The following is a 25,489-nucleotide window of genomic DNA, read 5'->3' as shown; positions in this document are numbered from 1 at the left end:
CACACCATCGTCGATGCCGGCGGAAGGAGCCGGACAGCGTAGTCAACTACTCGACTTGCTGGATACGGTCCGCGCGGGAATAGCTGCCAAATTGCCTCGTGAGCTGCGCGGTCGCGGTTATAGTCGCCGCGTGATCAGCGGTGATCCGTTGGCTGGCCGGGACGGTGAACTAGGGGCTATTCGTCGCGCGCTGAGCGGGTTTGGCAACTACTCCGGCGTGATGATCGCCGGAGCTGCCGGGGTGGGCAAGACCCGGCTCGCTCGCGAGGTGTTGACCCGCGCGGCGGCGGGCGGCGACCGCACCAACTGGATCGTCGGCACCGAATCGGCGCGATCACTTCCGCTGGGTGCATTCACCGCGCTACTCACCGACTCGGTGACCGAGCCGCTGCCGAACGTGCGGCGGTTGATCAATAGCTTTGTCGCGCAGCAGCGCCAGGGCCGGGTGTTGGTGGGGGTCGACGATGCGCACCTTCTCGACGGGTTGTCCGCGCATGTCGTGCATCAACTGGCCCAGACACGGGGCGCGCGGTTGGTGGTGACCGTGCGAACCGGCGCAGACGAGCCCGACGCGGTGACGGCGTTGTGGAAGGACGGCCTGCTCACCCGACTGGATCTGGAACCGCTGTCCGCCGAGGCAACTCGCGCCCTGATAGAGGCCTCCGTCGGTGGGTCGGTCGATGCCCGCAGCGCTGAGCGGTTTTGGAGGCTGACGGGCGGCAACGCGTTGTTCTTGCGGCAGTTGATAGCCGACCAACTCGCCGCGGGCCGGATGCGGCAACTGGCCGGAGTGTGGATGTGGGACGGCGATGTCGCGGTGTCACAGAATCTCAGCGACATGCTGGCCCGGCAGTTGGGCCGGATGACCGCGGGGGTAGCACGCGTCATCGACACCCTCTCGCAGTGTGAACCGCTGAGTGTGCCGGTGCTCTGCGATCTGGTGCGCCGGGGAGACCTCGAGTCGGCCGAACAGATGCGTCTGGTGGCCGTGGAGCGAGTGGGTGACGAGCGGCTGGCCCGGTTGGCGCATCCGCTGATCGGCGAGCTTCGCCGAGCGACGGCAGGAGAGATGCATCTGTCCAAGGTCCGCGGCCGGTTGGCGCAACGGCTGGGCCAGGAGGCCGATCGCGACATGCACGCGACGGTGCGGCGCGCTCTGCTCACCCTCGACTCGGATCTCGATCCCGACCCGGACTTGTATCTGGAGGCAGCACGCTTTGCGATGATGCTGCTGGATCCCGATGCGGCCGAGCGGTTCGCCGCGGCGGCAGCCTCCTGCGGCGCCCCCGACGCTGCGACCATGCGTGCGATGACCCTCGTTCTGCTCGGACGGGGCGAGCAGGCCGAGGAAGTCCTGCGGGACGTCTGTGAGAGCGGTCGTGCGGACAGCCATCGATGGTCGACCGTTCGGGCTGCCAACCTGGTGTGGATGCTTGGCCGGCCGGCGGAGGCGGCGGACATCCTCGAACGCCTCGCCGCAGCAGCGGAGTCGGCGGCCGACCGCGATGCACGCATGGCGGTCCAGGCGTGCGTCGACGTGGTGTTGGCCCGCTGCGCGGCCGCGGACGAAAACGCCAGGGCAGCATTGTCTTCCGGGACATTGTCGGACTTTCACGCGATGATGGCATCGGTTGCGCGGATCATGGCAATGGGCGCTCTCGGCACGGTGGACGAGCTGACCATCGTCGCCGAACAGGCCATCGACCGGGTGATCACCGCGTTCGAATCATCGCCGATGCGGTTCTGGTTCGGCGGGGTGTACGCCCGCGCCTGCCGCTTGACCGGCCGGATCGACGAGAGCCTGCAAGCCGCCAAGCGGATCGCCGACTCGGCTCGAGACGTGCCCGGTCTTGCCTACGCCAACCTCGCGTTCCTGTTGGGCCATGCCGACTTGATGCGCGGTGACTTCCACAACGCCGTCCGGCTGCTGCGCGAAGCACGTGCAGGAGTCGAACGACATGGTGCGACAACGGGTTTACGTCCAGCGAGTTGCTTCGGCTTGGCCGAAGCGTACGCCAAACTGGGCCAGCCGGGGGCTGCCGAGGAAGCGCTCGACGAAGCCCGGCGCTGCGTGCCGGCCGACTACCTTTTCATGCACACCGCACTGGCGCTCGCCACCGGGTGGACGCTGGCGGCCAAAGGCTATCTGGTCGAAGCCATCGCCGCGGTACGCGCGGCAGCCGATGAGGCGCGGGACCGGGGGCAACCAACCCACGAACTGGCCTGCCTTCAGGCGATGGCTCAGTGGGGTGATGCATCGGCTGCGGGCCGAGCCCGTGAGTTGGCTGATACATTGTCGCTTCGCCTTGCCGATACCGTTGCGCTGCACACTGAATCGCTGCTCGCAGGTAACGGGGACGGCTTGCTCACGGCTTCGTCGGAATACCGTGCGATCGGCGACCGGGCCGCGGCGGCCGACGCGGCCGCACAGGCGGCGGCCGTCTTCACTGGGAGCCGGCAGCGCCAGCGCGGACTGTACGCGGCCGCGGTAGCACGCGAGCTGTCCGATGAATGCGGTGGGCTGTGCACACCGGCGTTGCGCAGCTCGGCGGGTCTTCCGTTGAGCGGTCGCCAGCGCGAGGTGATCGAATTGGTGCTCGCGGGGTTGTCCAACCGCGAGATCGCCGAGCGGCTGATGATGTCGGTGCGCACCGTCGAGGGACATGTCTATCGGGCCTGTCAGCGGGTCGGCGTGACTACCCGCGACGAGTTGGGGTCCGTCATCCGTGGCGGGCTGGCCAAGTCTTGAGCAGCTATGTCGGATAGGTCCGTGGGGTGAAGACGCGGTCTCCGTACCACTGTGTCTGCGAGGAACCGACGATCAGCAGGCAACGCATATCGACACCGGCGGGGTCGAGGTCACCCAGCCGCACCACCCGGACCTCTTCATTCGGGCCGGACACGTCGCGACCGATCACCACCGGTGTGCCCGGTTCGCGATGTGCGAGCAACAGATCTTGCATTGCTTCGACTTGCCAGGTCCGGGTCTTCGACGCCGGGTTGTACACGGCCAGCACGAGATCGGCCGCGGCTGCTGCCGAGAGTCGCGCTGCGATCACCTCCCACGGCTTGAGCCGATCGGATAGCGAGATCACCGCGTAGTCGTGGCCCAGTGGGGCGCCGACCCGGCTGGCGACGGCTTGCGCTGCCGTCATCGCGGGAATCACTCGCACCGGCACCGTCGGCCACTGTTTGGCCTCTTCGAGCACTGCTGTCGCCATCGCGAACACCCCGGGGTCACCCGACGACACCACCGCCACCGCGCGCCCCTGCTCGGCCAGCGCGCACGCCAACTGCGCCCGCGCCGGTTCGTCGGTGTTGTCGCTGGGGTGCCGGCGCTGACCGTTACGGACCGGGATGCGCTGCAGATACGGGCCGTAACCGATCAGATCCGTTGCGGCGGCCAGCTCGCGACGGCTCTCCGGCGTCATCCAGTCGGTGTGTCCGGGGCCCAGCCCGACCACCGCGACCCCACCCGGGCGCGAACGGCGCTGCCGCACACCGGGAACCATCGCCAGCGAGAAGTAGGGCACGGTGGTCTCTTCGATGTCGGCGGCCGGCAGCACCCGCTGCTCGACGGTACTCGCGCGCTCTACATAGAGGGCATCGTCGAGCTGACCGGCTAACGAAAGAGCCTCTCGCACAGCAGGATACGATCGGCCCAGCTTCAACACCACGGCGGCGTCGGCGTCGGAAAGCCGACGCGCCAGCTCGGCGACCGGCAACGTGCCGGGTAGCACGGACAGCACCTCGTCGCCGGCGACCAACGGCGTTGCGATCGCCGCCGCGGCCGCGCTGACCGACGTCACACCCGGCACGATCACCGCGGAGAACTGCTGCGTCAGCCGGGTGTGCAGATGCATGTAGGAGCTGTAGAACAGCGGATCACCCTCGGCCAGCAGAGCCACGTCGCGGCCGGCGTCCAGATGGGCGGCAATGCGGCCGGTGGCAGCGGTGTAGAAGTCCTCTAGCGCCCCGGCGTAGCCGCCGGGATGGTCGGTGGTCTCGGTGGTGACCGGATAAACCAGGTGCTCCTCGATGTGACCCGGCCGCAGATATGGTTCGGCGATACCACGGGCGATGCTGTGACCGTGGCGAGCGCTGTGATAGGCCACTACGTCCGCGTCGCCGATCACCCGGGCGGCTTTGACTGTCACCAACTCTGGGTCGCCGGGGCCCAGCCCGACGCCGAACAGCGTGCCGCGCCCGGTCATTGCGCGCCGGCGATCGCGTTGACGGCGGCGGCGGCCATCGCGCTGCCGCCGCGACGGCCCCGCACCAGCAGATACGACATTCCGCGCGGGCGGTCGATGAGTTCCTGCTTGGACTGCGCCGATCCAACGAACCCCACCGGCCCCCCGAGCACCGCGGCCGGCGTCGGCGCCCCGTCGTCGAGGAGTTCGAGCAGTCGGAACAACGCGGTGGGCGCGTTGCCGATCGCCAGCACCGCCCCGGACAACCGATCCGCCCACAGCTCCACCCCGGCCGCCGAGCGGGTGGTGTTTTGGCGCGCGGCCAACTCCGCGGCGCGCGGGTCCGCCACCAGCGACACCACCTCGTTGTCCGCCGGAAGCCGGGCGCGGGTGACGCCGGCGGCCACCATCGACGAATCGCAGAGCACCGGAGCACCGCCCGTCAGGGCGGCGCCGGCCCTGGCGACGACGTCGTGGGTGTAAGCGACATGCTCGGGAAGGTCGACCTGGCCGCAGGTATGAATCAGCCGCACCACCACCTCCACGACGTCGGCCGGGAACCCGGCCAGATCCGCCTCGGCGCGGATGGTCGCAAACGACTGCCGGTAGATTTCGGCGGCGTCGCGAAGGTAGTCGAGCACGCGCTCACCCTACGGGCGTGCCCGCAGCGTTCGGTACCCGTCTCCGGTGGCGACCAGGACTTCACCCACCGGCGGACTGCCGCAGGCCCGCTCGCAGCCGACAAAGTGGCGGCGGTGTTGCGGATCGGCCGTCTGCGCCGCGAAAGCCGCGGCATCGGCCCGTACATCGGCCGCCGAATATGCGCATCCCGGGCTGCCGACGCAGGCGCTGATCGACAGCCAGGGCGAGTTCTCGTCGAAAACCAGGCCCAGCGGCGCCAGCACCCGCAGCGCCGCGTCGGCGACCGCTTCGTCGAGATCGCACACCAGCACCGACCGCCACGGCGTGATGACCAGTGGCGCGTCGATCGCGGCCAGATAGTCCGCGGTGCGGGACGGCACAATGCCCAGGGGCGCCACGGCGCCCAGCGCTATGCGGCCGTCATCCTGTGCGATCCACCCAACCGGCGGGGCGGCGACCCGGGGCACCCGGTCGCCAACGCGGGCGCCGGGCACCAACACATTTGGATCGGCCAATTCGCAAATGCGCCAGGCGTTTCCACGTGTCTCGACGAACCGTTTCGCGACCCCAACCAGCGCGCCCACCGCCTCGTCGGCTGTCACCCGCACGCCGGTGTCCCGGCCGGCCAAGAGCAGCGCGACGCCGTCGTCGAGCCGCTGTAGGCCGGCATCAGCGCCCAACCCCGACACGTCGCCGCGACCGTCGTCGATGCTGAACCAGAATCGGCCGGGCAGCAAAGTCAACGCGGCTTCGGCTTGAATCGCCGTGTCGAGCTCACCAACCCACCTGCGCACATCGACGCTGCCACCCACCCGACCCGACAACGGGGAGGCGACGATGTTGCGGACTCGCTCGTGTGTTGCCGACGGCAACAGACCCGCGCTGCTCAGCAGATCGGCGACCCGCACCGGGTCGGTGATCGCGCGGATCTGCACGTTGCCGCGCGCCGTCAATTCGAGCGTTCCCGAGCCGAACTGGCGCGATGCCTGCGCCAGGGTTGCCAACTGGGCCGCGGCGACCATTCCTCCGGGCAGCCGGACTCGAACCAACGGTCCGTCGGCGGCCTGATGCAGCTGCAGGGCGCCGGGGCAGGCGTCCTGGTCGCGGGTGCGCATTACCGCTAACGCTACGGCCTATCGCAGCCGGGACATCAAAAACAGGTAGTCCACTACTCGTGCGTGCCACGCGTTGCCGGTCGTAGGTTGCTGGCATAGCCGCCAACTCAGCGCACGACACGCTCCTAGGTAGGAAGAACGACCCGCTATGACCGGTCTACTGGAGGTTTTCACAGGTGTTTTGCTGGCGCTGATCCTGTTCGGTCTCTACCGGCTGCAGCCCTGGCTTGAACAATGGGACACCGAGCGGCACTTCGAGGACTGAGCGCCGCTGTCTCGCGGGCCCGGCGGTCGGGTAGAACCGTTTTGCACTCTGGCCTCGAATACAGGCAGTAAAGTCGCACCAGCACGCGCGTTAGCAGCCGGGAGGTTCCACGGCCGGTGCACATCGAGGACAGATCGAAGTGGCCCATTGTGGCCCGCGACGAGGAGTTCCGCCAAGCATTGGCGGCACTCGATGACGGCGCGGAATTCGAAGGCGTGGCGTTGGTCGGCGCCAGCGGGGTGGGCAAATCGACGCTTGCTCGCGCCCTTGCCCAAAGCCTCGAGTCGAGTGGACGGACCGTGCGATTTGTGCTCGGCACCGAAACCGGTTGCGCCGTGCCATTGGGGGCGTTCTCCCGGGCGATCACGGTTGCTGCCGCACAAGAACCGGCCACCATGCTGGCCGCGGCCCAAGAGACTCTGGAGCAGGAAGAAAACCTGGTAGTCGTCGTCGACGACGCGCAGCTGCTAGACCCACTTTCGGCCACCTTGGTCTATCAGCTTGCGGCTTCCCGCAGTGCCCGGTTGATCGTGACGATCCGGTCGGGGGAAGCGGTGCTCGACGCGGTGACAGCGCTGTTGAAAGAGCGGTTGCTGCTGAATCTGCACGTCGATGCATTCACCGCCGAGCAGACCGGCGAACTCGCCCGTCGCGTGCTCGGCGGCGCCGTCGAGTCTCGACTGGTCGGCGAACTCCACGGCCGCAGCGGGGGGAACTTGCTGCTGCTGCGGGGCTTGCTCGGCGCCGGCCGGGAAAACGGTGTCCTGGTCCGTAGTGACGACGGCTGGCAACTGAAGGGTCCGCTGCGTGCGGACCGCGAACTCTACGACCTCCTGGAGTTCCGGCTGAGATCCCTTACTCCAGAAGAGTTGGAGGCAGTCGAGATTTTGGCAATCGGCGAGCTGCTGGACTGGGAGATTGTGCGCGAGCTTTGCGATGCCGGGGCGTTGGTGAGTCTGGAGCGCCGAGGCCTCATTCAATTGCTTGCCGACGGTCGGGAAACCGTAGCGCAGTTGAACCACCCCGTCATCGGTGACGCCGCGATTCGACTCGGCGGAGTGGTGCGTTCACGACAACTCAATGGCCTGCTGGCCCAAGCGCTGCAAAAGCACCTGCGGGCCGGCGGGCGCCGTTCGAGGTTGCCCGACCTGCGCGGCCAGATCCGACTTGCTCAATTCATGATGCGAAGCGACTTGGAGCCGGATCTGGAGGTGATCATCACCGCGGCTGCGAGCGCGGTCGCCATGTCGAACCACGGCTACGGCGAAGAGCTGGCCCGATACGCGTTCGACTACGGCGGCGGTCTGCCGGCCGCGCTCGTACTCGCCGATTCGCTGAGCTGGCAGGGCCGAGGCGACGCAGCCGAGGCAGTGCTCGCCGAAGTCGATCCCGATGGAGCGGCTGAATTGTTGACCATTCGATGGGGGTGTCTGCGCGCGGCCAATCTGTTCTGGGTCTGTGGGCGCGTCGATGCGGCGCGGCAGGCACTCGCCGACGTCAGAAATCGGGTGGATTCTGCGTTGGGCCTCGACCTGGTTGCGGCCCTGGAGCTGTCGTTTGCCTTCTTCTCCGGCGACGTCGCAACGGCAGCCAAGGCCGGCCCGGCGCTGTGCGTACCGGAAGTGCTGCCGTTGGCGACGGTGTGGGCGGCGGTACCGACGATTTGTGCGCAGGCGCTTGTCGGGCGGCATGGCCAGGTCCACCGCCTCGCGGAGGCGGGGTTGCGAGCCGCGGCGCTCAGCGAGTCGGGACCGCAGCGGTTCGCCATCGGCGTCGCTGAGGTCATGGCGTTGACGGCCGTCGGTGATCACCGGGGGGCTGAGCGGGCTGCCGAACGCTATGCCGAGATGGCTGCCGGTGTGCCTGCAGCAGACGCCATGGTGGGTGCCATATCCGGGTTCGTGCACCTTGCCGGCGGTGCGCTGCAGGCCGCGTGTTCGGAGTTCTGCCTTGCGATATCGGGGTTATCGCAAGGCTTTCCGTCGCCCTGGGTGATGTTGGTGAGCGCCTGGCACGCCCAGGCCGAAGGCGCCCGGGGAAACGCTGACGCTGCGGCCGCTGCGTTGCAGAGCTCAGAATCCGCCTATGGCCCGCAGGTGGCGGTGTTTTTACCGGAGCTCGAGCTTGCTCGGGCCTGGGAAAGAGCAGCCGCCGGTCAGACGTCGGCCGCCCAGACGCATGCAGTGCATGCCGCGCAGCACGCGCAGCGGTCCGGGATGTCAGCGGTAGAGATGCGTGCACTGCACACCGCTGCCCGGTTCGGTGACCGTGCGCACACCGCGAGGCTGGCGGAGCTTGCCAAGAAATTGCGAACTCCGATGGCAGAAGCGGTCGCCGCGCATGCTGCCGGCCTGGTCAACCACGACGGTGATGCGCTGGATAGCGCGGCAGGTCGGTTCGCGGAGCTGGGCGCAGTGGCGCTTGCCGCCGATGCGGCCGCCCGGGCGGCACGCGAGCATGCCCGCAGCGGTCATCACGGCAGGGAATTGGAGTCGTCAACCCACGCATACTGGCTCGCCAGCCAGGGCGACATCCGCACACCGGCAGTCAATGCTGCCGCGCAGCCGCTGCCGATCACCGATCGCGAGCGCGAGATTGCGATGCTGGTGGCAGCGGGCTTGTCCAACCGCCAGATCGCCGACCGACTGTGCGTATCGGTGCGCACTATCGATGGACACCTCTACCGCATCTACGTGAAACTTCACATCGAGCGCCGTGACCAGCTGGTGGACTTGATCAGTGGTTCGAGGGCCACCCGTAATCGCCGCTCGAGAGGCTATCCGGCCGCGAACTCAGACTGAGGCCGCGGCCGAGTAACAGTTGCCATTGCCGGATGCGCCGTCAGCCGCGTTGCCGTTTTCACGGTTCGTCGTCGTCATCTTCGTCGCGCAATAGCTTTTCGGGGTGGTGGTCGGTGTTGGTTCTGGGTCGACCCCGAACCGCCAAAGTATGTTCTTAACGGCAGACGGAACCAGCCAGCCCTAGTCGGCGTCTTAGTGCGTCTTAGTAGTTGGCCGGGCCGTCCCCACTTTCCCTTGGGGTGGCCCGAACGTTTCTCTCGGCGCTGCAGCCTTGCTCGGACCCGGACCCGGTATCATCGAAGAAAGCAATTGCCGCGCCGACCGTGCGCGGGGATTGGAAAGTAAAAGTGGGTAACACGATACGAGTCACCTTCGGTGACTTACGGGATTTCATCGAGAGCAATTCGAGCCACGTGCCCGGTGTTCTGGTCGATGCGGTCGCGTCAGAGCTGAACGCCCGGCTCAGTTTGGTGGGCGACCACCCGCCGACGACCGTTCTGAATGCGGCCACGGTCCCAGAGTGGATCGCAATCCGTGTCGAGAATGATCTCGGTCAGGACCTGTACGACAAGATCCTTCGGGAGAATGCCGTCGGCGACGAATAACCTAATAAGGCTTGGCCCCGTCGGTAAGGGATTGCTCGGCGGGGCCAACTTGTCGCGATCGGGCTTGTAAACGGGGCTGTTGTCGTCTTCGGACTTGCGACGGGACTCTGCCGTAGACGCCCGTTTCACCCGCCTTGCCAAGGGATAAAACAACGAACCCTGCGCCAGGCGCAGGGTTCGTGATCTTGAGTGTCAGAGCCTCATATTGTGTCACGGTTGCACATGTCGCACAGTGTAGTCGTGCGGCGAGCGACAGGCAATCACCGGACGGGCACGGCTTACTGACGACTGCTGTGATGCTCCTCGACCTTGACGTGATGCGATTGCAGAATTATACGGTTCAGCCGTGGAAATCGAATGTGCAAGTCATTCGACTAACAAACGGAGCGATGCATGAACGCTGATCCGAACTGGGCCGAGATCGTCACAGCGATCGCAACCGCTGTACTTGCATTCGCTGCGTTACTGGCCCTCGGACAAATCAGCCAGGCGCGACATGCCCGGTACGCGGAGGCTGCAACGGAAGCAGCGCGGCGATGGGATGATATAGCTTTTCGACGTGTGCGTTCGACCGTGGCCAAGTATCGGGCGGAGAGTGGCCCTATCGGACTCAGAGACGAAATGTTAAAGCTGCGCGACGAAGGTACATTAGAGTACTTCGAATTTCTTACCATCTTGGATTATTTCGAGGACCTTCGCATACTTATTAAGAGTCGGGCAATTTCCTTCCGCATCGTGGACGATTCCCTTGGCACCACCGTCGTCCAATACTGGAGCACCTGCAAGCCGTTCGTAATTGAACTCCGCAGGCTGCTTAATGACAACAGGACGTACGAGAACTTCGAGAAGCTCGCTGTCAAGATTTCGAAAAAGCACGGGTATTCAATCCTGTGGCAACCCAGTACAGGCAAACCCGACTCAGTCGGGGCGGTTGTAGATCCTGCCGGGAGCGACAAAACGAAGGACTCTAACGACGCACACGGCTCTAACTAACCGCTGGTCACCTCAGTGCCCTTCAAACGATCCGCGCGCCTCTTACGGCGCTTCTGGGGCTGGCCGTACTCTCCTCGGGACGACCCACACCTGCGCCCGCTCGAAGAAGTGAAGTGCTAACACCAGCGCGCGAACCTCCTCTCCGCGCATGCGCGACCTCGACACGAATCGACTCCGAACTGCGATTGGTGGCAACTCTTCGGCCTGCGGCTCGGAAGCGGGGTTGCCCGCTGCCATGGATGGATCACTACCCGAACGCATATTCGAATGCTACCGCGTTAGTCCCACCCTCGCAGTCCCACCCTCGCGCGCATCTTGACGTGAGGGAACGCAAGTCCGACATAGATTGAGACATCGTACCGTCGACTGTGGATAAAAGTGTCGAACCGGGGATACCTCACTGAAATCACAGTGAAACAAGAGGTTTCAATGATTCATAAGCTTGCGCCGCCAGATTCGATCGGTACCGCGACACCGGCGCTGGGCGACCAGAAGCGCCGCTACTAAAAATCGAGTAGCCATCTACCCTATGCGCCCACCCCAGGCGCTCTGGACACTATGGCCATGCCGGGGACTTCTAGAAGCTGCGCTGTCCGCGGGGGCATACCGCAGCGATGGCCCCGGCTGCCCGACGGATTGTAACGACAAGGTAGAGAAGGGGTTCGGAATGTCCAATCAGAATATTGAGACGACAAAAAGGGGCTACGCCGCGTTCACAGCGGGCGATCTCGAGTCGGCCCTGGGCATTTTCGATGACGCCGCGGAGTGGACGCTCACCGGCGAAAGCGCGATCAGCGGGACCTACCGCGGCAAAGACGAACTCACCGAATTGTTCAGGCAACTAGGGGAGAAATCCACCGCAGTTGAAATCAAGAACATTGTTGCCGACGGCGACGTTGTGGTGGTCCTGACCGAAGTTACGGTCGACGGAGCGCCCTACCAGGAAGCCGACGTTTACACATTCCGCGAGGGCGCCATTGTCAAGGCCCAATCATTCGGCGACACTGCCGCACAAGAACGGATCTTCGGTTCCAAGCGAGTAGTCGCCAGTTAGCCGGCGGAATCCCGCAATCGGTCGACTTGGCCGGCGTAGGTTTAGGCCTACGCCGGCAACGGGAGGTTGCATGTACCAGAAGCGTCCACTGAAGATCGCGATCATCGGCGCCGGGATGTCGGGGCTGTGCATGGCCGTCAAGCTGCAACAGGCGGGCATCGACTCGTACACCATTTTCGAGAAGGCCGATGAAGTCGGTGGTACTTGGCGCGACAACACCTATCCGGGTCTGACCTGTGACGTCCCATCGCGGTACTACTCGTATTCGTTTCGGCCCAACCCGAACTGGTCGCATCTGCTGCCGCCCGGTCCGGAAATCCAGGCATATTTCCGGCAGGTCGCCGACGAACGAGCCATTCGGCCGCACATCCGGTTCGGCACCGACGTCACGTCGGCCCGTTACGACGACGGGCGCTGGTGGTTGACCACCGCCGGGGGCGAAGAATCTTTCGACGTGCTGATCACCGCAACCGGTGTCTTGCGCGTGCCCCGCTACCCTCAGATATCCGGACTGGAGACCTTCGCCGGCCCGGCGTTTCATTCCTCGCGGTGGGATCATTCGATTACGCTGCCCGACAAACGCATTGGGTTGATCGGCACCGGCTCCACCGGCGTGCAGATCACCGCGGAACTCGGCGGGCAAGTCCGCCAACTGACGGTCTTCCAGCGCACCGCGCAGTGGGTCTGCCCAATGCCCAATTTGCGCTACTCACCGCTGACGCGGGCGGCGCTGGGCCGGTGGCCGAAACTCAACGACGTCGGCTACCGCTTCTGGGGCTGGTACACGCGGGTCATGTTCGGGCGCGCGCCGATCCGTCCCGGCTTCCAACGCTGGCTGTTTCAAATTCAGTGCCGATGGAATCTGCGTCTCTCGGTACGTGACCGGCATTTGCGGGCGAAGCTCACACCCCAAGACCAGCCAATGTGCAAACGGCTGATCTTCGCGGGGCATTTCTACCGTTCTGTGCAGAAGCCGGGAGTCGACATCGTGACCGACTCGATCGACCACATCGAACCGCGCGGCGTCGTCACGTCTGATGGTACGTTGCACGAGCTCGATCTGCTGGTCTACGCAACGGGTTTCGACGCCCGCGCCTACGTGCGTCCGCTCGTCGTCATCGGCGAGGGCGGGCTGACCCTCGACGAGGCCTGGGCCGACGGACCCAGGGCCTATCGATCGGTTGCGGTGCCAGGATTTCCCAACCTGTTCATGCTGATGGGTCCGCATTCGCCCATCGGCAACCAATCGTTGGTACCGATCGCCGAGGATCAGGCCGACTACGCGATGTGGTGGGTCAACCAGATCCGCGATGGCCGCGTCGTTGCCGCCGCACCAACCGAAGTGGCCACCAAGGAATACAACGAAGATATGAAACAGGCGATGCCACAGACCATCTGGGTTACCGGATGCAACAGTTGGTACCTTGGCAAAGACGGTCTGCCCGAACTGTTCCCGTGGACACCAGAGCGGCACCGCGAACTGCTGCGGCAGCCGCCCGAGCTCGCCGACTTCGACATCCGCACCGCCTGACCGACCATGTCAAGGACTCAGCGCAAGCAGCAGCCGCACCAGTTCCGCTTGACGGTGGGTGTCGGTTTTGTCGAAGACGTGTTGCAGATGCGTGCGAACGGTGGTCATGGAGACTGATAGCTCTTCGGAGATCTGCTTCAGGTCCGCGCCGCGCGTCACGCGCACCGCCACTTCGGCTTCGGCCTCCGTGAGCTGGTAAAGCCGCCGTAACAGTGCGGCCGTGGGTTCAGGTTCGTCCTCGGGGTCGACGATCAAGACCAGGGCCATTGGCTGCCGGAGTGGCTCATCGGCGTCCCGGCGGTGCGAGGGCAGCACGTGAATGATGTAGGGCCGCCTACCAGAGGGCCGCACGCAGACGAGTGACCGGCTCCCGCGAACGGCGGAGGTTCCGCCGGCCAGGGCCTCGTTTACGGCGCGTTGCAGCCCATGGTCAGCGTGCATATTGGTCGCGACGACACGTCCTGACCGCGTGCAAAGGCCATCCTCGGCGCGGACGATCCGCTCTGCCGCGGCATTCAGGTTGATCACCAGTTGGTCGCGGGCGACAATGATCATTCCGTGCCGGACAACCTCAAGCGCGCCGGCCAGCTCAATTGCACTGTCGGCCAATGCAGCCAGCTTGTCCTGGGTGCGCACCGCCTGCTGCAGGTGCTCGACCAGCCCACTCATCAACTGCACCCGTTCGGGCGTGTCGAAGGACTGTCGCGCTGACGTCACAAGGAAAGTCGTGGGCCGGTCGCTGCCGCCGGTCAACCGGACGAATAGCCCGTCTTCGAATTGGTTGGTGCGCATCCAGTCGGCGTAAAACTCGTCGTTCCGGTTGGGAACCAAAATTTCTGGGCCGGTCCGCACCGCGCCGACCGGTCCTTTCTTTACGGCGGCGACCACATAGTCCAGTCGGTGGTAGTACTTCGCATAACTTTCGAGTGCTGCGACGGGGATGGTCGAATTGCGGAAAGACCAGGAGTCATCGCCCAGCAGAAGGGAGCCGCCTGTTGCGCCGAGCGCGCGATGAATGTCGCGTATCGCCGGCTCCCAGTGTTGCGGAGTGACCGCCGCCGCGTAGATGCCCGATACTAGGCGCGAGAAGTCCTCGACCGTGACCATCGCCTGGTCTCCGAGCCGCCGGTCAGCATTTGCATGTGGGGCTGCCTGGATGGAAGCCTGCCGCGAAAAGACGCTGAATATCCGCCATTTGAATGAGGTATCTGACCTCCCATGGTGGTTGTCTTGCGATGTACTGATTGAGCATGAAGGGATCCGCACATGCTGCATGTATTACCGCGATCCCCCGGGCGACCCGCTGTCGGGGCGCCGCGTCCCGCGGAAAGCTCCCAGAAGCGTTCTCCAACAACGGTCGTCGTTACCGAACAGGAAGTTGTCTTCGGCAGCGCGGCAGTACTGTCGTTGCCGCCGACGGTAACTCGCCGTCGCCGGCTCAATCTAAAGCTGGTTGCTGCGATTGGCCGCATGCTCACCCCGCTGCCCGAGCCACGATTGCAGTACCCGCCGCGTGAACCGAATTACTTCGAGGCCGCGCGGATGTCTCGCGAGATGGACCGCCTATAGAGGCGGGCCAGCCCGGGCCGGCACCACCGCCTCGCAACTTCTCGTATCGCGTCTGTGTTAATCATTCGACTATTCCGCGGCCGCGCCAAGGTGGATAGGGTAATCGCCTACCTCAATCGAGTGACCCGTCAGGACGTCCCGGTCCGGTCGGCATACGATTTGCGCTTCGTGACGTCGACGTCCGAGCTGAAGACACGCTCGGTGCCCAGCGCACGGCCGAGTGCCTCGGATACCCGCTGCGGCACGAATCGCTGAGACTGCAGCACGACGGCCATCGACCGCGGAACCACCACGCGGCGTTTTGGTTTGCCGATCAGCCCCGCGACCGCGTTGGCAACCTCCTCGGGCTCGGCGTTCCTGAGTCCCTTGGCGTGCCCGATGCCGGCGATCATCTCGGTGTTGGTCAACGTCGGCAGAACCGCCGAGAAATGAACGCCGCTACCACGGTTCTCCATGCGGACCGTGTCGGTGAATCCGAGCACCGCGTGCTTGGTCGCGCAATAGGTCGCGATGCCCGCCGTCGGCAGCAAGCCACCCACCGAAGCGATGTTGATGATGTGACCGTGGCCGCGGGGCACCATGCGTTCGGCGGCCAGCTTGGTGCCCAGGATCACCCCGTAGACGTTCACATCGAGCAGCCGCTTGGTGACGGCGTCGGCCTCGTCGACCGCGTTGCCCACCGCGATGACCCCGGCGTTATTGACCAACACGTCGATAGGACCGAGCTGATCTTCCACGGTGTCGAGAAAATTGCTGAAAGAACGGCGTTGCGTCACGTCCAATCTGCCGTGAATCTCGAGGCCCAACCGGCTGGCGGCCTCCTTGGCGGCGGGTTTGTCGACGTCGCCGATGGCGACCTTGGCGCCGAGGCCGTGCAGTACGCCGGCGGTAGCCAAGCCGATCCCGCGAGCCCCGCCGGTGATGACAACGATCCTTCCCGCGACAGACATAGGTCGCATCCTGTCATGCTCACCGTGCGCCGACACCCGAGTCGTGCTGCGGTAGGAATGACGGGTGTCCGATCCGACCGTGCTGTTGCTCTCGACGTCCGACACCGACCTGATCACCGCCCGTGCCAGCGGGGCGAACTATCGGTGGGCCAACCCCGCGCGACTGCTGCCCGATGAATTACCGGAGTTGCTCGACGGCGCCGACATCGCCGTGGTCCGCATCCTTGGCGGCTACCGCGCCTGGCAGGACGGCATCGACACCGTGCTGGCCAGCGGCGTCCCCGCCGTCGTGGTCAGCGGCGAGCAGGCACCGGATGCCGATCTGACCGAGCGGTCCACCGCACCGGCTGGAATCGCCTTGCAAGCGCATCTCTACCTGGCCCAGGGTGGGATGGCCAACCTGCGCCAACTGCACGCCTTTTTGTCCGACACGCTGTTGATGACCGGCTTCGGATTCAACCCGCCGGCGAGCACGCCGACCTGGGGCTTACTGGAACGCGCGCAGGCAGAAACCGAGGGCCCGACCATTGCGGTGCTGTACTACCGCGCGCAGCAGCTCGCCGGCAACACCGCGTATGTCGAAGCGCTGTGCGGAGCCATCGAGGCCGCCGGTGGACAGGCGCTGCCGGTCTACTGCGCGTCGCTGCGCACCGCCGAACCCGACATGCTGCAAATCCTCGGTAGGGCCGACGCAATGGTGGTCACCGTGCTGGCTGCCGGGGGAGCCACACCCGCGAAGGCGGCCGCCGGCGGGATGGATGACAGCTGGAACGTCGAACACCTCGCCGCGCTGGACGTCCCGATCCTGCAGGGTCTGTGCCTGACCAGTTCCCGCCAGCAGTGGCACGACAACGACGACGGGCTCAGCCCACTGGATGTGGCCAGCCAGATCGCCGTCCCCGAGTTCGACGGGCGCATCATCACGGTCCCGTTCTCGTTCAAGGAGATCGACGACGAAGGCCTGATCTCTTATGTCGCCGACCCTGAACGTTGCGCGCGGGTGGCCGGCCTGGCAGTCCGCCACGCACGGCTGCGGCACCTGCCGCCCAGCGAAAAGCGGGTGGCCGTCGTGTTCTCCGCCTACCCGACCAAACATGCCCGCATCGGCAACGCGGTCGGACTGGACACACCGGCCAGCGCCGTGAAGTTGTTACAGGCCATGCGCGAGCATGGGTATCACATCGGCGAGCTGCCCGGCGTCGATGCGCAAGACGGTGACGCGCTGGTGCATGCGCTGATCGAACGCGGCGGTCAGGACCCCGATTGGCTCACCGAGGGCCAGCTGGCGGGTAACCCGATCCGGGTGTCTGCCAACGACTACCGCGCCTGGTTCGCGACTCTGCCCGCCGACTTCACCGATGCGGTGCAAAAGCATTGGGGGCCACCGCCGGGTGAGATGTTCGTCGACCGGGCTAACGACCCGGACGGCGAAATCGTCATCGCCGCAATGCAAGCCGGCAACGTCGTGCTGATGGTGCAGCCGCCGCGCGGATTCGGCGAGAACCCGGTGGCGATCTACCATGACCCCGACCTGCCGCCCAGCCACCACTATCTGGCCGCCTATCGCTGGCTCAACACTGGGTTCGGCGCCGACGCCGTCGTGCATTTGGGCAAGCACGGCAACCTGGAGTGGCTGCCGGGCAAGACATTGGGGATGTCGGCCGGCTGTGCATCCGATGCCGCTTTGGGCGATCTGCCGCTCGTGTACCCGTTTCTGGTGAACGACCCGGGTGAGGGCACCCAGGCCAAGCGCCGGGCGCACGCCGTGCTTATCGACCACCTGATCCCGCCGATGGCCCGCGCCGAAACCTACGGCGACATCGCCCGGTTGGAGCAGTTGCTCGACGAGCACGCCACCATCGCCGCGCTGGATCCCGGCAAGCTGCCCGCGATCCGTCAGCAGATCTGGACGCTGATCCGCGCGGCCAGGATGGACCACGACTTGGGGTTGGCCGAGCGCCCCGAAGATGACTCGTTCGACGACATGTTGCTGCATGTCGACGGTTGGCTCTGCGAGATCAAAGACGTCCAAATCCGCGACGGGTTGCACATTCTCGGCCAACCACCGCAGGGCGAGTCCGAACTCGACCTGGTGCTGGCGATCCTGCGGGCCCGCCAGCTGTTCGGCGGTGAGCACTCGGTGCCCGGGCTGCGCCAGGCGCTGGGCCTCGCCGAGGACGGCACCGACGAGCGGTTGTCCGTGGACGAAGTCGAAGCGCAAGCTCGGCAGCTGGTCCAAGCGCTGCAGGACACCGGGTGGGACCACGACGCCGTGCAGCACCTCACCGACGACGCCGACGTCGCGGCAGTGTTGCGATTCGCCGCCACCGAGGTGGTTCCGCGACTGGCCGAGACCGGGGCCGAGATCGGCCAGGTGTTGAAGGCGCTCGACGGCCGGTTCATCCCGGCCGGGCCGTCGGGTTCGCCGCTGCGCGGGCTGGTCAACGTGCTGCCCACCGGTCGCAACTTCTACTCGGTTGATCCCAAAGCGGTGCCGTCGCGGTTGGCCTGGGAAACCGGTGTGGCCATGGCGGATTCGCTGCTCGCGCGCTATCGCGACGACCACGGGCAGTGGCCGCGGTCGGTCGGCCTGTCGGTGTGGGGCACCTCGGCGATGCGCACGGCCGGCGACGATATCGCCGAAGTGCTTGCGCTGCTGGGGGTTCGGCCGGTCTGGGACGACGCGTCACGGCGAGTCGTCGGACTCACGGCGATCCCGCTGGCCGAGCTGGGACGGCCGCGGATCGACGTGACGGTGCGGATCTCCGGGTTCTTCCGGGACGCCTTCCCGCATGTGGTGACGATGCTCGACGATGCGGTGCGCTTGGTTGCCGACCTCGATGAGCCCGACGACGAGAACTACGTGCGCGCACACGCCCAGGCCGACTTGGCGCAGCACGGTGACCAACGCCGGGCCACGACACGCATCTTTGGATCGAAACCGGGGACCTATGGTGCCGGCCTGCTGCAGCTGATCGACAGCCGCAACTGGCGTGACGACGCCGACCTGGCGCAGGTGTACACCGCATGGGGCGGATTCGCCTATGGCCGCGAGTTGGATGGCCGCGCCGCCACCGACGACATGAACCGGGCCTACCGGCGGATCACCGTGGCCGCCAAGAACACCGACACCCGCGAGCACGACATCGCCGATTCCGACGACTATTTCCAGTATCACGGCGGCATGGTGGCCACCGTGCGGGCGCTGACCGGTCAGGCACCGGCCGCCTACATCGGCGACAACACCCGACCCGACGCGGTTCGCACCCGCACTCTTTCGGAGGAAACCACCCGGGTGTTCCGCGCCCGCGTCGTCAACCCGCGCTGGATGACCGCGATGCGACGGCACGGCTACAAGGGCGCCTTCGAGATGGCGGCGACCGTCGACTACCTGTTCGGCTATGACGCCACCGCGGGCGTAATGGCCGACTGGATGTACGAGCAGCTCACCGACGCCTACGTGCTGGACAGCCAGAACCGCAAATTCATGGCCGAGTCCAACCCGTGGGCGCTGCACGGAATGGCCGAACGACTGCTGGAGGCGGTCAGCCGCGGAATGTGGGCGGACCCGCAGCCCGACACCCTCGACAGCCTGCGCCAGGTGCTGCTGGAAACCGAAGGCGACCTGGAGGGCTGACCCAACCTCCCGCGCGAGCGTGCGTGCGCCCGGCCGACACGCCGGGCCGTAAACCGTTTCTGCGCACACTTGCGGCAGAAGGCGCCGGACGCGCCGGTAGGTTCGAGGCCATGGCCCTCACCTTTGCCGACCTTGCCAACTCGAAGTACGTCTTGTTGACCACCTTCACCAAGGACGGCCGGCCCAAGCCGACCCCGGTCTGGGCTGCCCCGGACGGCGACCGCCTGCTGGTCATCAGCCAAGAGGCGTCGTGGAAGGTCAAACGGATCCGCACCACGCCGCGGGTGACGCTGGCGATCTGCGATATGCGCGGCCGCCCGAAAAGCGAGGCCATCGACGCGACAGCAACCATTCTCGAGAAGACCTACAACGGCGCCGTCTACGAGGCGATCGGCAAGCGGTACGGACTGGTCGGGGCGGTGTTCAACTTCTTCAGCAAAATGCGCGGCGGCATGGAGAACAACGTCGGTCTCGAGCTGAGAGCAGCCAGCTAACGCTGTTATCCGGACGCGTCTGTTTGAAGGTGTTCGCCGAAGAAGGCGAAGACACGGGCCCAGGCGTCTTCGGTGGCCGCCTCGTTGTAGCCGAATCCGGTGATACGCAGCAACGGCTGGGCGGGAAGTTTGTTCGCGAAGCTGTGGCCCGCCCGCGGATACACCTTGACGTCGTTGGTGACGGCTTTCCGCTCAAGCACGCGTTGCAGTCTTTTGGGTGCGCCGACGCCCAGCGGATCGCGCGCGCCGAAGCTGGCCACGATCGGGCACGCCCCGTCCAACGTTTCGCTGAGATTGCGCGGCAGCGGCGTGCCATAGAACGGCGCAGAGGCGCCAAAGCCCTTGGGCGACATCACTAATGCAAACTGCCCACCCATGCAGAAGCCGGCAATACCGACCCGGCCTGAGCATTGCGGCAAGGACTGCAGATGATCACGGGCGGCCAGGACGTCGTCGAGCGAACGGCCCCGCTTGGTCAACAGTTCCCGCATGACGCGGGTGATGCAGCGCGCCCGGCCACCGCGAGCGAACAGATTCGGCGTCAGCGCGATGTATCCGGCTGCGGCGATGTGCGCTGAAATCAATTCCTTATCGGGTCCGTAGCCAATCGCGTCGTGGACCACCACAACGCCGGGAAACGGGGCCTGCCCGTCGGGAATGTCCAGCAGCGCATCGATCGGCCCGGCAGGGGTGTCCATCTGGATGGTCGTCACATCAAGCATCTAACCGCGCACCGCACGCCGACGGAACTCCCGCGCCGGACGGAAACGTTGGCATGACATGGTGTCGCGACTGTTTCTGGTCTATGCCGTCGTCGAGCTTGCGGTGGTGGTGGCGTTGGCGTCCACGATCGGGCTCGGCTGGACGCTGCTGGTGCTGTTGGGCACCTTCGTCATCGGCACGGCATTGGCCGGTAGGCAGGTCAAGCGCCAACTCACCCGGTTGCGGTCCGCACCGGGCGAGGCCGTCACCGACAGCGCAGTGATTGCCCTGGGCACGATGCTGGTCGTGGTGCCGGGCCTGGTCACCACCGCGGCGGGGGTGCTGCTGCTACTGCCGCCGACGCGGGCCGCCGCCCGGCCGCTCTTGACCGCGATGGCAGCCCGCCGCGTCGGCCGGCCGCTGATCACCGTCACCACGCTCGGGGGCGAACGACTGGCAGCCGACCGGAGCTCCCGCGACGACGTGATCGACGGTGAGGTCATCGACGTCACCGACGTGCAGCCGCCCGCCTTCCCGTCCCGCCCCGACTGACCGCCCCATAGGTTTGCAGTGTGACGACGCTGCTGTTCAACGGGCGCATCCACAGCCCGAGTCATCCCGATGCCACGGCGCTGGCGGTTCGCGACGGCATCGTCGCCTGGTTGGGCAGCGACGACGTCGGCCGCGACCAGTTCGCCGATGCTGACGTCGTCGATCTCGACGGCGCCTTCGTCGCCCCGGCGTTCGTAGACAGCCACATCCACCTCACCGCCACCGGACTGATGCTCAGCGGACTGGACCTGCGCGCGGCCACCTCACGGCAGCACTGCCTGCAGCTCATCGCCGACCATGCCGCCGCCCGCCCCGATCACATGTTGTGGGGCGACGGCTGGGACGAATCCACCTGGCCCGATAGCACCCCGCCGACCACGGCCGACCTCGATGAGCTGCTCGGCGACCGGCCTGCCTACCTGGCCCGGGTCGACGTGCACTCGGCGCTGGCTTCGACCGCCCTGCGCCGCCAGGTCCCCGATCTGCGAGAGGCAGCCGGATTCGCCGAACAGCTGCCGCTGTCGGGCGAGGCTCACAACCTGGCCCGCGCCGTGGCCCGTGACCAGCTGGCCGGCACCCAGCGGGCCGAGGCTCGCGCCGCGGCCCTGGATGCCGCCGCCGCAGCCGGCATCGTCGCAGTACACGAATGTGCCGGTCCCGACATCGGTGGTCTGGCCGACTGGCAGGAACTGCGCGCCACCGAGCACGGTGTCGACGTGATCGGCTACTGGGGTGAGGCCGTGACCAGTGCCACGCGGGCCCGCGAACTGCTGGCCGAGACCGGCGCCCATGGCCTGGCCGGCGACTTGTTCATCGACGGCTCGGTGGGCTCGCGCACTGCCTGGCTGCACCGGCCCTATACCGACGCCCCGCACAGCGTCGGCGACTGCCATCTCGAGCCGGACGCCGTCGCCGCGCACGTCCGCGCCTGCACCCAGGCAGGCGTGACGGCGGGTTTTCATGTCATCGGCGACGCCGCCGTGGCAACAGCGGTCGACGCCTTCGAGCAGGTGGTCGACGAGGTCGGCGTCGTCGCCGTCGCACGGTGCGGGCACCGGCTGGAGCATCTGGAGATGGTGACCGCCGACCAGGCGGCCAAACTGGGCGCCTGGGGCGTGATCGCGAGCATGCAGCCCAACTTCGACGCGCTGTGGGGCGGCGACGAGGGCATGTACGCTCGTCGGCTCGGTGCCGGCCGAGGTAGACAGCTCAATCAATTCGCGCTGTTAGCATCCCAAGGCGTGCCCCTGGCGTTTGGATCCGACGCACCGGTAACGGGCCTCGATCCGTGGGCAACCGTGCGCGCGGCCGCCCAGCATCACAACCCGCACAGCGCGGTGTCCATCCGTGCCGCGTTCGCCGCCGCCACCCGCGGTGGTTGGCGAGCCGCCGGAGTGCGCGACGGGCTGACCGGGACCTTGACACCGGGCGCGCCCGCCTCCTACGCCGTCTGGGACGTCGGCGAACTCGAGGTCACCGCGCCACCGAACGCCGTCCGGCGGTGGTCGACCGATCCGAGGTCCCGGGTGCCCGCCTTGCCGCGACTGAGCCACACCGAGGCGTTGCCGCGCTGCCGGCAAACCGTGCATCGGGGCGCGGTCATTTATGGCTAGGGGAAAGCGGCGCCGCCATGACACCACCGAAATCATCCCGGCGATCGGTGACGACTACGACGACGACCCCGGCGACGCCGGCGAGACCACGGTCGCTGAGGCGGAGGATCCCGAACCGTCGAACCGGGCCAGCCGTGTCAATGCGGTATTGCAGCAACGCCTCCCGGCGTTGAGCATCGCGGCGCGGACGCGATTGGCCGGCGCGGGTTCGGCGCTGCTGGCCCGGCTGCCCGGCGTCGGCCGTGCGCTCAAGCCCCGGCTCACCAGGCTGGCCGCCACGATCGCCGCCGCTCTGCTGCTCTATGCCAGCTTTCCGCCGATCGATTGGTGGTGGGGCGCGGTCGTCGCATTTGCGCTGCTGGCCTGGGTACTGACACGGCCCGCGACCACACCGGTGGGCGGATTCGGTTACGGGTTTCTGTTCGGGCTGACGTTCTACCTGCCGCTGCTGCCATGGATCAGCACGCTCGTGGGCGTGACGCCGTGGATAGCGCTGGCGACGGTGTCCGCCCTGTTTCCGGGCCTCTTCGGCTTGCTGGCCGTTGTGGTGCGTGATTTGCCCGGGTGGCCGATCTGGTTCGCGACGGTGTGGGCAGCGCACGAGTGGCTGAAATCGACCGTCCCGTTCGGCGGATTTCCCTTCGGTGTGGTCGCCTTCGGTCAGACCGAGGGGCCATTCCTGCCGTTGGTCCGACTCGGGGGGCCTCCGCTGCTGTCGCTGGCGATCGTGCTGATCGGTTGCAGCTTGACCGCGATCGTCCGGGAAATCGCGTTGTGGTGGCAAAGCACCAGGGAGGGCGGCCCGGAAGCCAGGGCCGTCGAAAGACCGCCGGCGGTGGTGCTGCCGGCGGTCTGCATCTGCCTGGTGTTCTTCGCCACCGTCGTCATCTGGCCGCAAGTCCGGCACTCCGGAACCGGGTCGGGCAACGAGCCCGCCGTGACGGTCGCGGCGGTGCAGGGCAATGTGCCCAGACTCGGCCTCGACTTCAACGCGCAACGCCGGGCGGTGCTCGACAACCACGTCCGGGAGACCCTGCTGCTGGCCGGCGACGTACGCGCCGGTCGCGCGCCGCAGCCACAATTCGTCATCTGGCCCGAGAATGCGTCGGACATCGATCCGCTGGCTAATCCCGACGCCGCGCAGCAAATCACAGTGGCAGCGGACGCGATCGGGGTGCCGATCCTGGTCGGCACCGTGCTCGATGTCCCGAATCGGCCGCCGGGTGATTCGGCGTACACCAACACCGTGATCGTCTGGAATCCGGCCACTGGACCCGCCGAACGCCACGACAAACAGATCGTCCAGCCGTTCGGTGAGTACCTGCCCTGGCCGTGGCTGTTCCGGCATCTGTCGGGATACGCCGCGTGGGCCGGCAACATGGTGGCGGGCCACAGCACCGGAGTCGTACACGCCGCCGGCATTCCGGTCGGGGTGGCCACCTGCTGGGAAGTGATCTTCGACCGCGCCACCCGTGAATCAGTACGCAACGGAGCGCAGCTACTGGCGATCCCCAGCAACAACGCCACGTTCAACCAGGCCATGAGCGAGCAGCAGCTGGCGTTCAACAAGGTGCGCGCGGTGGAACATGACCGCTACGTCGTCGTCGCGGGCACCGTCGGGATCAGCGCCGTTATCGCTCCGGATGGCCGCGAACTGGCCCGAACCGACTTTTTCGAGCCCGCCTACCTCGACACCCAGGTGCGCCTCAAGACGGCGCTGACTCCGGCCACCCGCTGGGAGCCGATCGTCCAGTGGATCCTGGTGCTGGCAGGCGTCGGGGCGGTTCTGGGCGCAATACTGCAGAATGGATGGTTCCCGCGTCCGGGTCGTCGACGATTCCGGCCGGCGAAGTCGGACGTTCCTACGGAAGACGCCGTCGACAGTCCGTCCGACCACCGCGACGAGGATCCGCTCGAAGACGACGACCCGCTCGACCAGGGCGGCCGACATTCCGCCCGGTGAGGGCCAGACAGAGGAGCTATATGACGGGCGACCGTCCCACCCAGCACACGCTGGTGATCATTCCCACGTTCAACGAGCGGGAGAACCTTCCGCTCATCCTGCAGCGCCTGCACCAAGCACGTCCCGATGCCCACGTACTTGTCGTCGACGACAGCAGTCCCGACGGCACCGGAGAGCTTGCGGACGAGCTGGCGTCAGCCGACTCCGAGCGGATACACGTGATGCACCGCACCGCCAAGGACGGGCTGGGCGCCGCCTACCTGGCAGGTTTCGCCTGGGGTCTAAGCCGCGGCTACTCGACACTGGTCGAGATGGACGCCGACGGCAGCCACGCGCCCGAGCAGCTGCACCGGCTGCTGGAGGCCGTGGACGCCGGAGCCGATCTGGCCATCGGTTCGCGCTACGTCGACGGCGGAACCGTCCGCAACTGGCCGTGGCGGCGCATCGTGCTGTCCAAGGTGGCCAACACCTATTCGCGGCTGCTGCTCGGGATCGGCGTTCACGACATCACCGCCGGCTACCGCGCCTACCGGCGCGAGGTGCTGGAGAAAATCGACTTGAACGCCGTCGACTCCAAGGGCTACTGCTTCCAGATCGATCTGACGTGGCGCACGGTCCGCAACGGCTTCTCCGTCGTCGAAGTGCCCATCACCTTCACCGAGCGTGAACTGGGCGTGTCGAAGATGAGCGGATCCAACATCCGTGAAGCGCTGGTCAAGGTTGCCCAGTGGGGGATCAGCGGCCGGCTCAACCGACCGCCAGCGGGCGTGTCCCAGATGCAACACGGATGATTCCCGGGTCTGCGCACCG

Annotated in this window: 16 protein-coding genes and 2 pseudogenes; 12 read left to right on the top strand and 6 right to left on the bottom strand. The window is 66.3% G+C overall.

Going from position 1 to position 25,489, the window contains the following annotated elements:
- Positions 1-130: 130 nt before the first annotated feature.
- Positions 131-2,749, top strand: a complete 2,619-nt coding sequence (locus AC5Y5W_RS14400) for a LuxR C-terminal-related transcriptional regulator (protein WP_500010291.1) — start codon at positions 131-133, stop codon at positions 2,747-2,749.
- A 4-nt stretch (positions 2,750-2,753) separates the two neighbouring features.
- On the opposite strand, the gene AC5Y5W_RS14395 is transcribed toward AC5Y5W_RS14400, so the two are convergent.
- From AC5Y5W_RS14395 to cobG, 3 genes are read right to left on the bottom strand one after another with little or no spacing between them, the layout of a single operon-like run.
- Complete coding sequence (locus AC5Y5W_RS14395) at positions 2,754-4,214, bottom strand: precorrin-2 C(20)-methyltransferase (protein ID WP_500010290.1); 1,461 nt, start codon at positions 4,212-4,214, stop codon at positions 2,754-2,756.
- Positions 4,211-4,834, bottom strand: a complete 624-nt coding sequence (locus AC5Y5W_RS14390; RefSeq protein ID WP_500010289.1) for a precorrin-8X methylmutase — start codon at positions 4,832-4,834, stop codon at positions 4,211-4,213. The genes AC5Y5W_RS14395 and AC5Y5W_RS14390 overlap by 4 nt, the downstream gene beginning before the upstream one ends.
- A gap of 9 nt (positions 4,835-4,843) precedes the next feature.
- Positions 4,844-5,950 carry a precorrin-3B synthase gene (cobG, locus tag AC5Y5W_RS14385; RefSeq protein WP_500010288.1) on the bottom strand — a complete coding sequence of 369 codons (1,107 nt, stop codon included), beginning with the start codon at positions 5,948-5,950 and terminating at the stop codon, positions 4,844-4,846.
- A gap of 414 nt (positions 5,951-6,364) precedes the next feature.
- Here cobG and AC5Y5W_RS14380 point away from each other — a divergent pair, with 414 nt between their 5' ends.
- The 5 genes from AC5Y5W_RS14380 (at position 6,365) to AC5Y5W_RS14360 (ending at position 13,199) form a co-directional block, all read left to right on the top strand.
- Positions 6,365-9,016, top strand: a complete 2,652-nt coding sequence (locus tag AC5Y5W_RS14380) for a LuxR C-terminal-related transcriptional regulator (protein ID WP_500010342.1) — start codon at positions 6,365-6,367, stop codon at positions 9,014-9,016.
- 239 nt (positions 9,017-9,255) lie between these two features.
- The gene (locus tag AC5Y5W_RS14375) at positions 9,256-9,621 is read left to right on the top strand and encodes a hypothetical protein (protein ID WP_500010287.1); all 366 of its coding nucleotides are present in this window, start codon (positions 9,256-9,258) and stop codon (positions 9,619-9,621) included.
- 393 nt (positions 9,622-10,014) lie between these two features.
- Entirely contained in the window at positions 10,015-10,614 is a 600-nt protein-coding gene (locus tag AC5Y5W_RS14370) for a DUF4760 domain-containing protein (protein ID WP_500010286.1), read from the top strand.
- 667 nt (positions 10,615-11,281) lie between these two features.
- Positions 11,282-11,668 carry a nuclear transport factor 2 family protein gene (locus tag AC5Y5W_RS14365; protein ID WP_500010285.1) on the top strand — a complete coding sequence of 129 codons (387 nt, stop codon included), beginning with the start codon at positions 11,282-11,284 and terminating at the stop codon, positions 11,666-11,668.
- A 70-nt stretch (positions 11,669-11,738) separates the two neighbouring features.
- The gene (locus tag AC5Y5W_RS14360) at positions 11,739-13,199 is read left to right on the top strand and encodes a flavin-containing monooxygenase (protein WP_500010284.1); all 1,461 of its coding nucleotides are present in this window, start codon (positions 11,739-11,741) and stop codon (positions 13,197-13,199) included.
- Between the two features lie 9 nt (positions 13,200-13,208).
- Here AC5Y5W_RS14360 and AC5Y5W_RS14355 read toward each other — a convergent pair whose 3' ends face one another.
- Entirely contained in the window at positions 13,209-14,306 is a 1,098-nt protein-coding gene (locus AC5Y5W_RS14355; protein ID WP_500010283.1) for a helix-turn-helix transcriptional regulator, read from the bottom strand.
- Between the two features lie 590 nt (positions 14,307-14,896).
- On the bottom strand, positions 14,897-15,718 hold the full coding sequence (locus tag AC5Y5W_RS14350; protein ID WP_500010282.1) for an SDR family oxidoreductase: 822 nt from the start codon (positions 15,716-15,718) through the stop codon (positions 14,897-14,899).
- Between the two features lie 64 nt (positions 15,719-15,782).
- On the opposite strand from AC5Y5W_RS14350, the gene cobN reads away from it, so the two are divergent.
- Positions 15,783-19,355: a cobaltochelatase subunit CobN gene (gene cobN, locus AC5Y5W_RS14345; RefSeq protein ID WP_500010281.1), complete on the top strand. Its 3,573-nt coding sequence runs from the start codon at positions 15,783-15,785 to the stop codon at positions 19,353-19,355.
- 110 nt (positions 19,356-19,465) lie between these two features.
- Positions 19,466-19,849, top strand: coding sequence for a PPOX class F420-dependent oxidoreductase (locus AC5Y5W_RS14340; protein WP_500010280.1), 384 nt, complete (start codon positions 19,466-19,468; stop codon positions 19,847-19,849).
- Between the two features lie 5 nt (positions 19,850-19,854).
- Here AC5Y5W_RS14340 and AC5Y5W_RS14335 read toward each other — a convergent pair whose 3' ends face one another.
- Positions 19,855-20,562: a dienelactone hydrolase family protein gene (locus tag AC5Y5W_RS14335; protein ID WP_500010279.1), complete on the bottom strand. Its 708-nt coding sequence runs from the start codon at positions 20,560-20,562 to the stop codon at positions 19,855-19,857.
- 67 nt (positions 20,563-20,629) lie between these two features.
- Between AC5Y5W_RS14335 and AC5Y5W_RS14330 the strand changes: the two genes are divergently transcribed.
- The 4 genes and pseudogenes from AC5Y5W_RS14330 to AC5Y5W_RS14315 form a co-directional block, all read left to right on the top strand.
- Positions 20,630-21,103, top strand: coding sequence for an FxsA family protein (locus AC5Y5W_RS14330; RefSeq protein WP_500010278.1), 474 nt, complete (start codon positions 20,630-20,632; stop codon positions 21,101-21,103).
- A 20-nt stretch (positions 21,104-21,123) separates the two neighbouring features.
- Positions 21,124-22,716 (top strand): amidohydrolase, encoded by a 1,593-nt coding sequence (locus AC5Y5W_RS14325; RefSeq protein WP_500010277.1) that lies wholly within the window; start codon positions 21,124-21,126, stop codon positions 22,714-22,716.
- Positions 22,709-24,562 (top strand): annotated as a pseudogene (lnt, locus tag AC5Y5W_RS14320) (apolipoprotein N-acyltransferase); the annotation flags it as partial. The gene AC5Y5W_RS14325 and the pseudogene lnt, both read left to right, overlap by 8 nt.
- Before the next feature lie 66 nt (positions 24,563-24,628).
- Positions 24,629-25,470: pseudogene (locus AC5Y5W_RS14315) on the top strand (polyprenol monophosphomannose synthase); the annotation flags it as partial.
- Positions 25,471-25,489: the final 19 nt, after the last annotated feature.

The organism is Mycobacterium sp. NGS51, from assembly GCF_059812525.1.
Note: the sequence above shows the minus strand (reverse complement) of the source record. Positions and strands in the feature narration are given on the sequence as shown.

Excerpts from the sequence above, each read along its gene's own strand:
- AC5Y5W_RS14360 (WP_500010284.1), top strand. The coding sequence starts at position 11,739 with ATGTACCAGAAGCGTCCACTGAAGATCGCGATCATCGGCGCCGGGATG.
- AC5Y5W_RS14355 (WP_500010283.1), bottom strand. The coding sequence starts at position 14,306 with ATGGTCACGGTCGAGGACTTCTCGCGCCTAGTATCGGGCATCTACGCG.
- AC5Y5W_RS14395 (WP_500010290.1), bottom strand. The coding sequence starts at position 4,214 with ATGACCGGGCGCGGCACGCTGTTCGGCGTCGGGCTGGGCCCCGGCGAC.
- AC5Y5W_RS14340 (WP_500010280.1), top strand. The coding sequence starts at position 19,466 with ATGGCCCTCACCTTTGCCGACCTTGCCAACTCGAAGTACGTCTTGTTG.
- cobG (WP_500010288.1), bottom strand. The coding sequence starts at position 5,950 with ATGCGCACCCGCGACCAGGACGCCTGCCCCGGCGCCCTGCAGCTGCAT.
- AC5Y5W_RS14330 (WP_500010278.1), top strand. The coding sequence starts at position 20,630 with ATGGTGTCGCGACTGTTTCTGGTCTATGCCGTCGTCGAGCTTGCGGTG.
- AC5Y5W_RS14370 (WP_500010286.1), top strand. The coding sequence starts at position 10,015 with ATGAACGCTGATCCGAACTGGGCCGAGATCGTCACAGCGATCGCAACC.
- AC5Y5W_RS14350 (WP_500010282.1), bottom strand. The coding sequence starts at position 15,718 with ATGTCTGTCGCGGGAAGGATCGTTGTCATCACCGGCGGGGCTCGCGGG.
- AC5Y5W_RS14365 (WP_500010285.1), top strand. The coding sequence starts at position 11,282 with ATGTCCAATCAGAATATTGAGACGACAAAAAGGGGCTACGCCGCGTTC.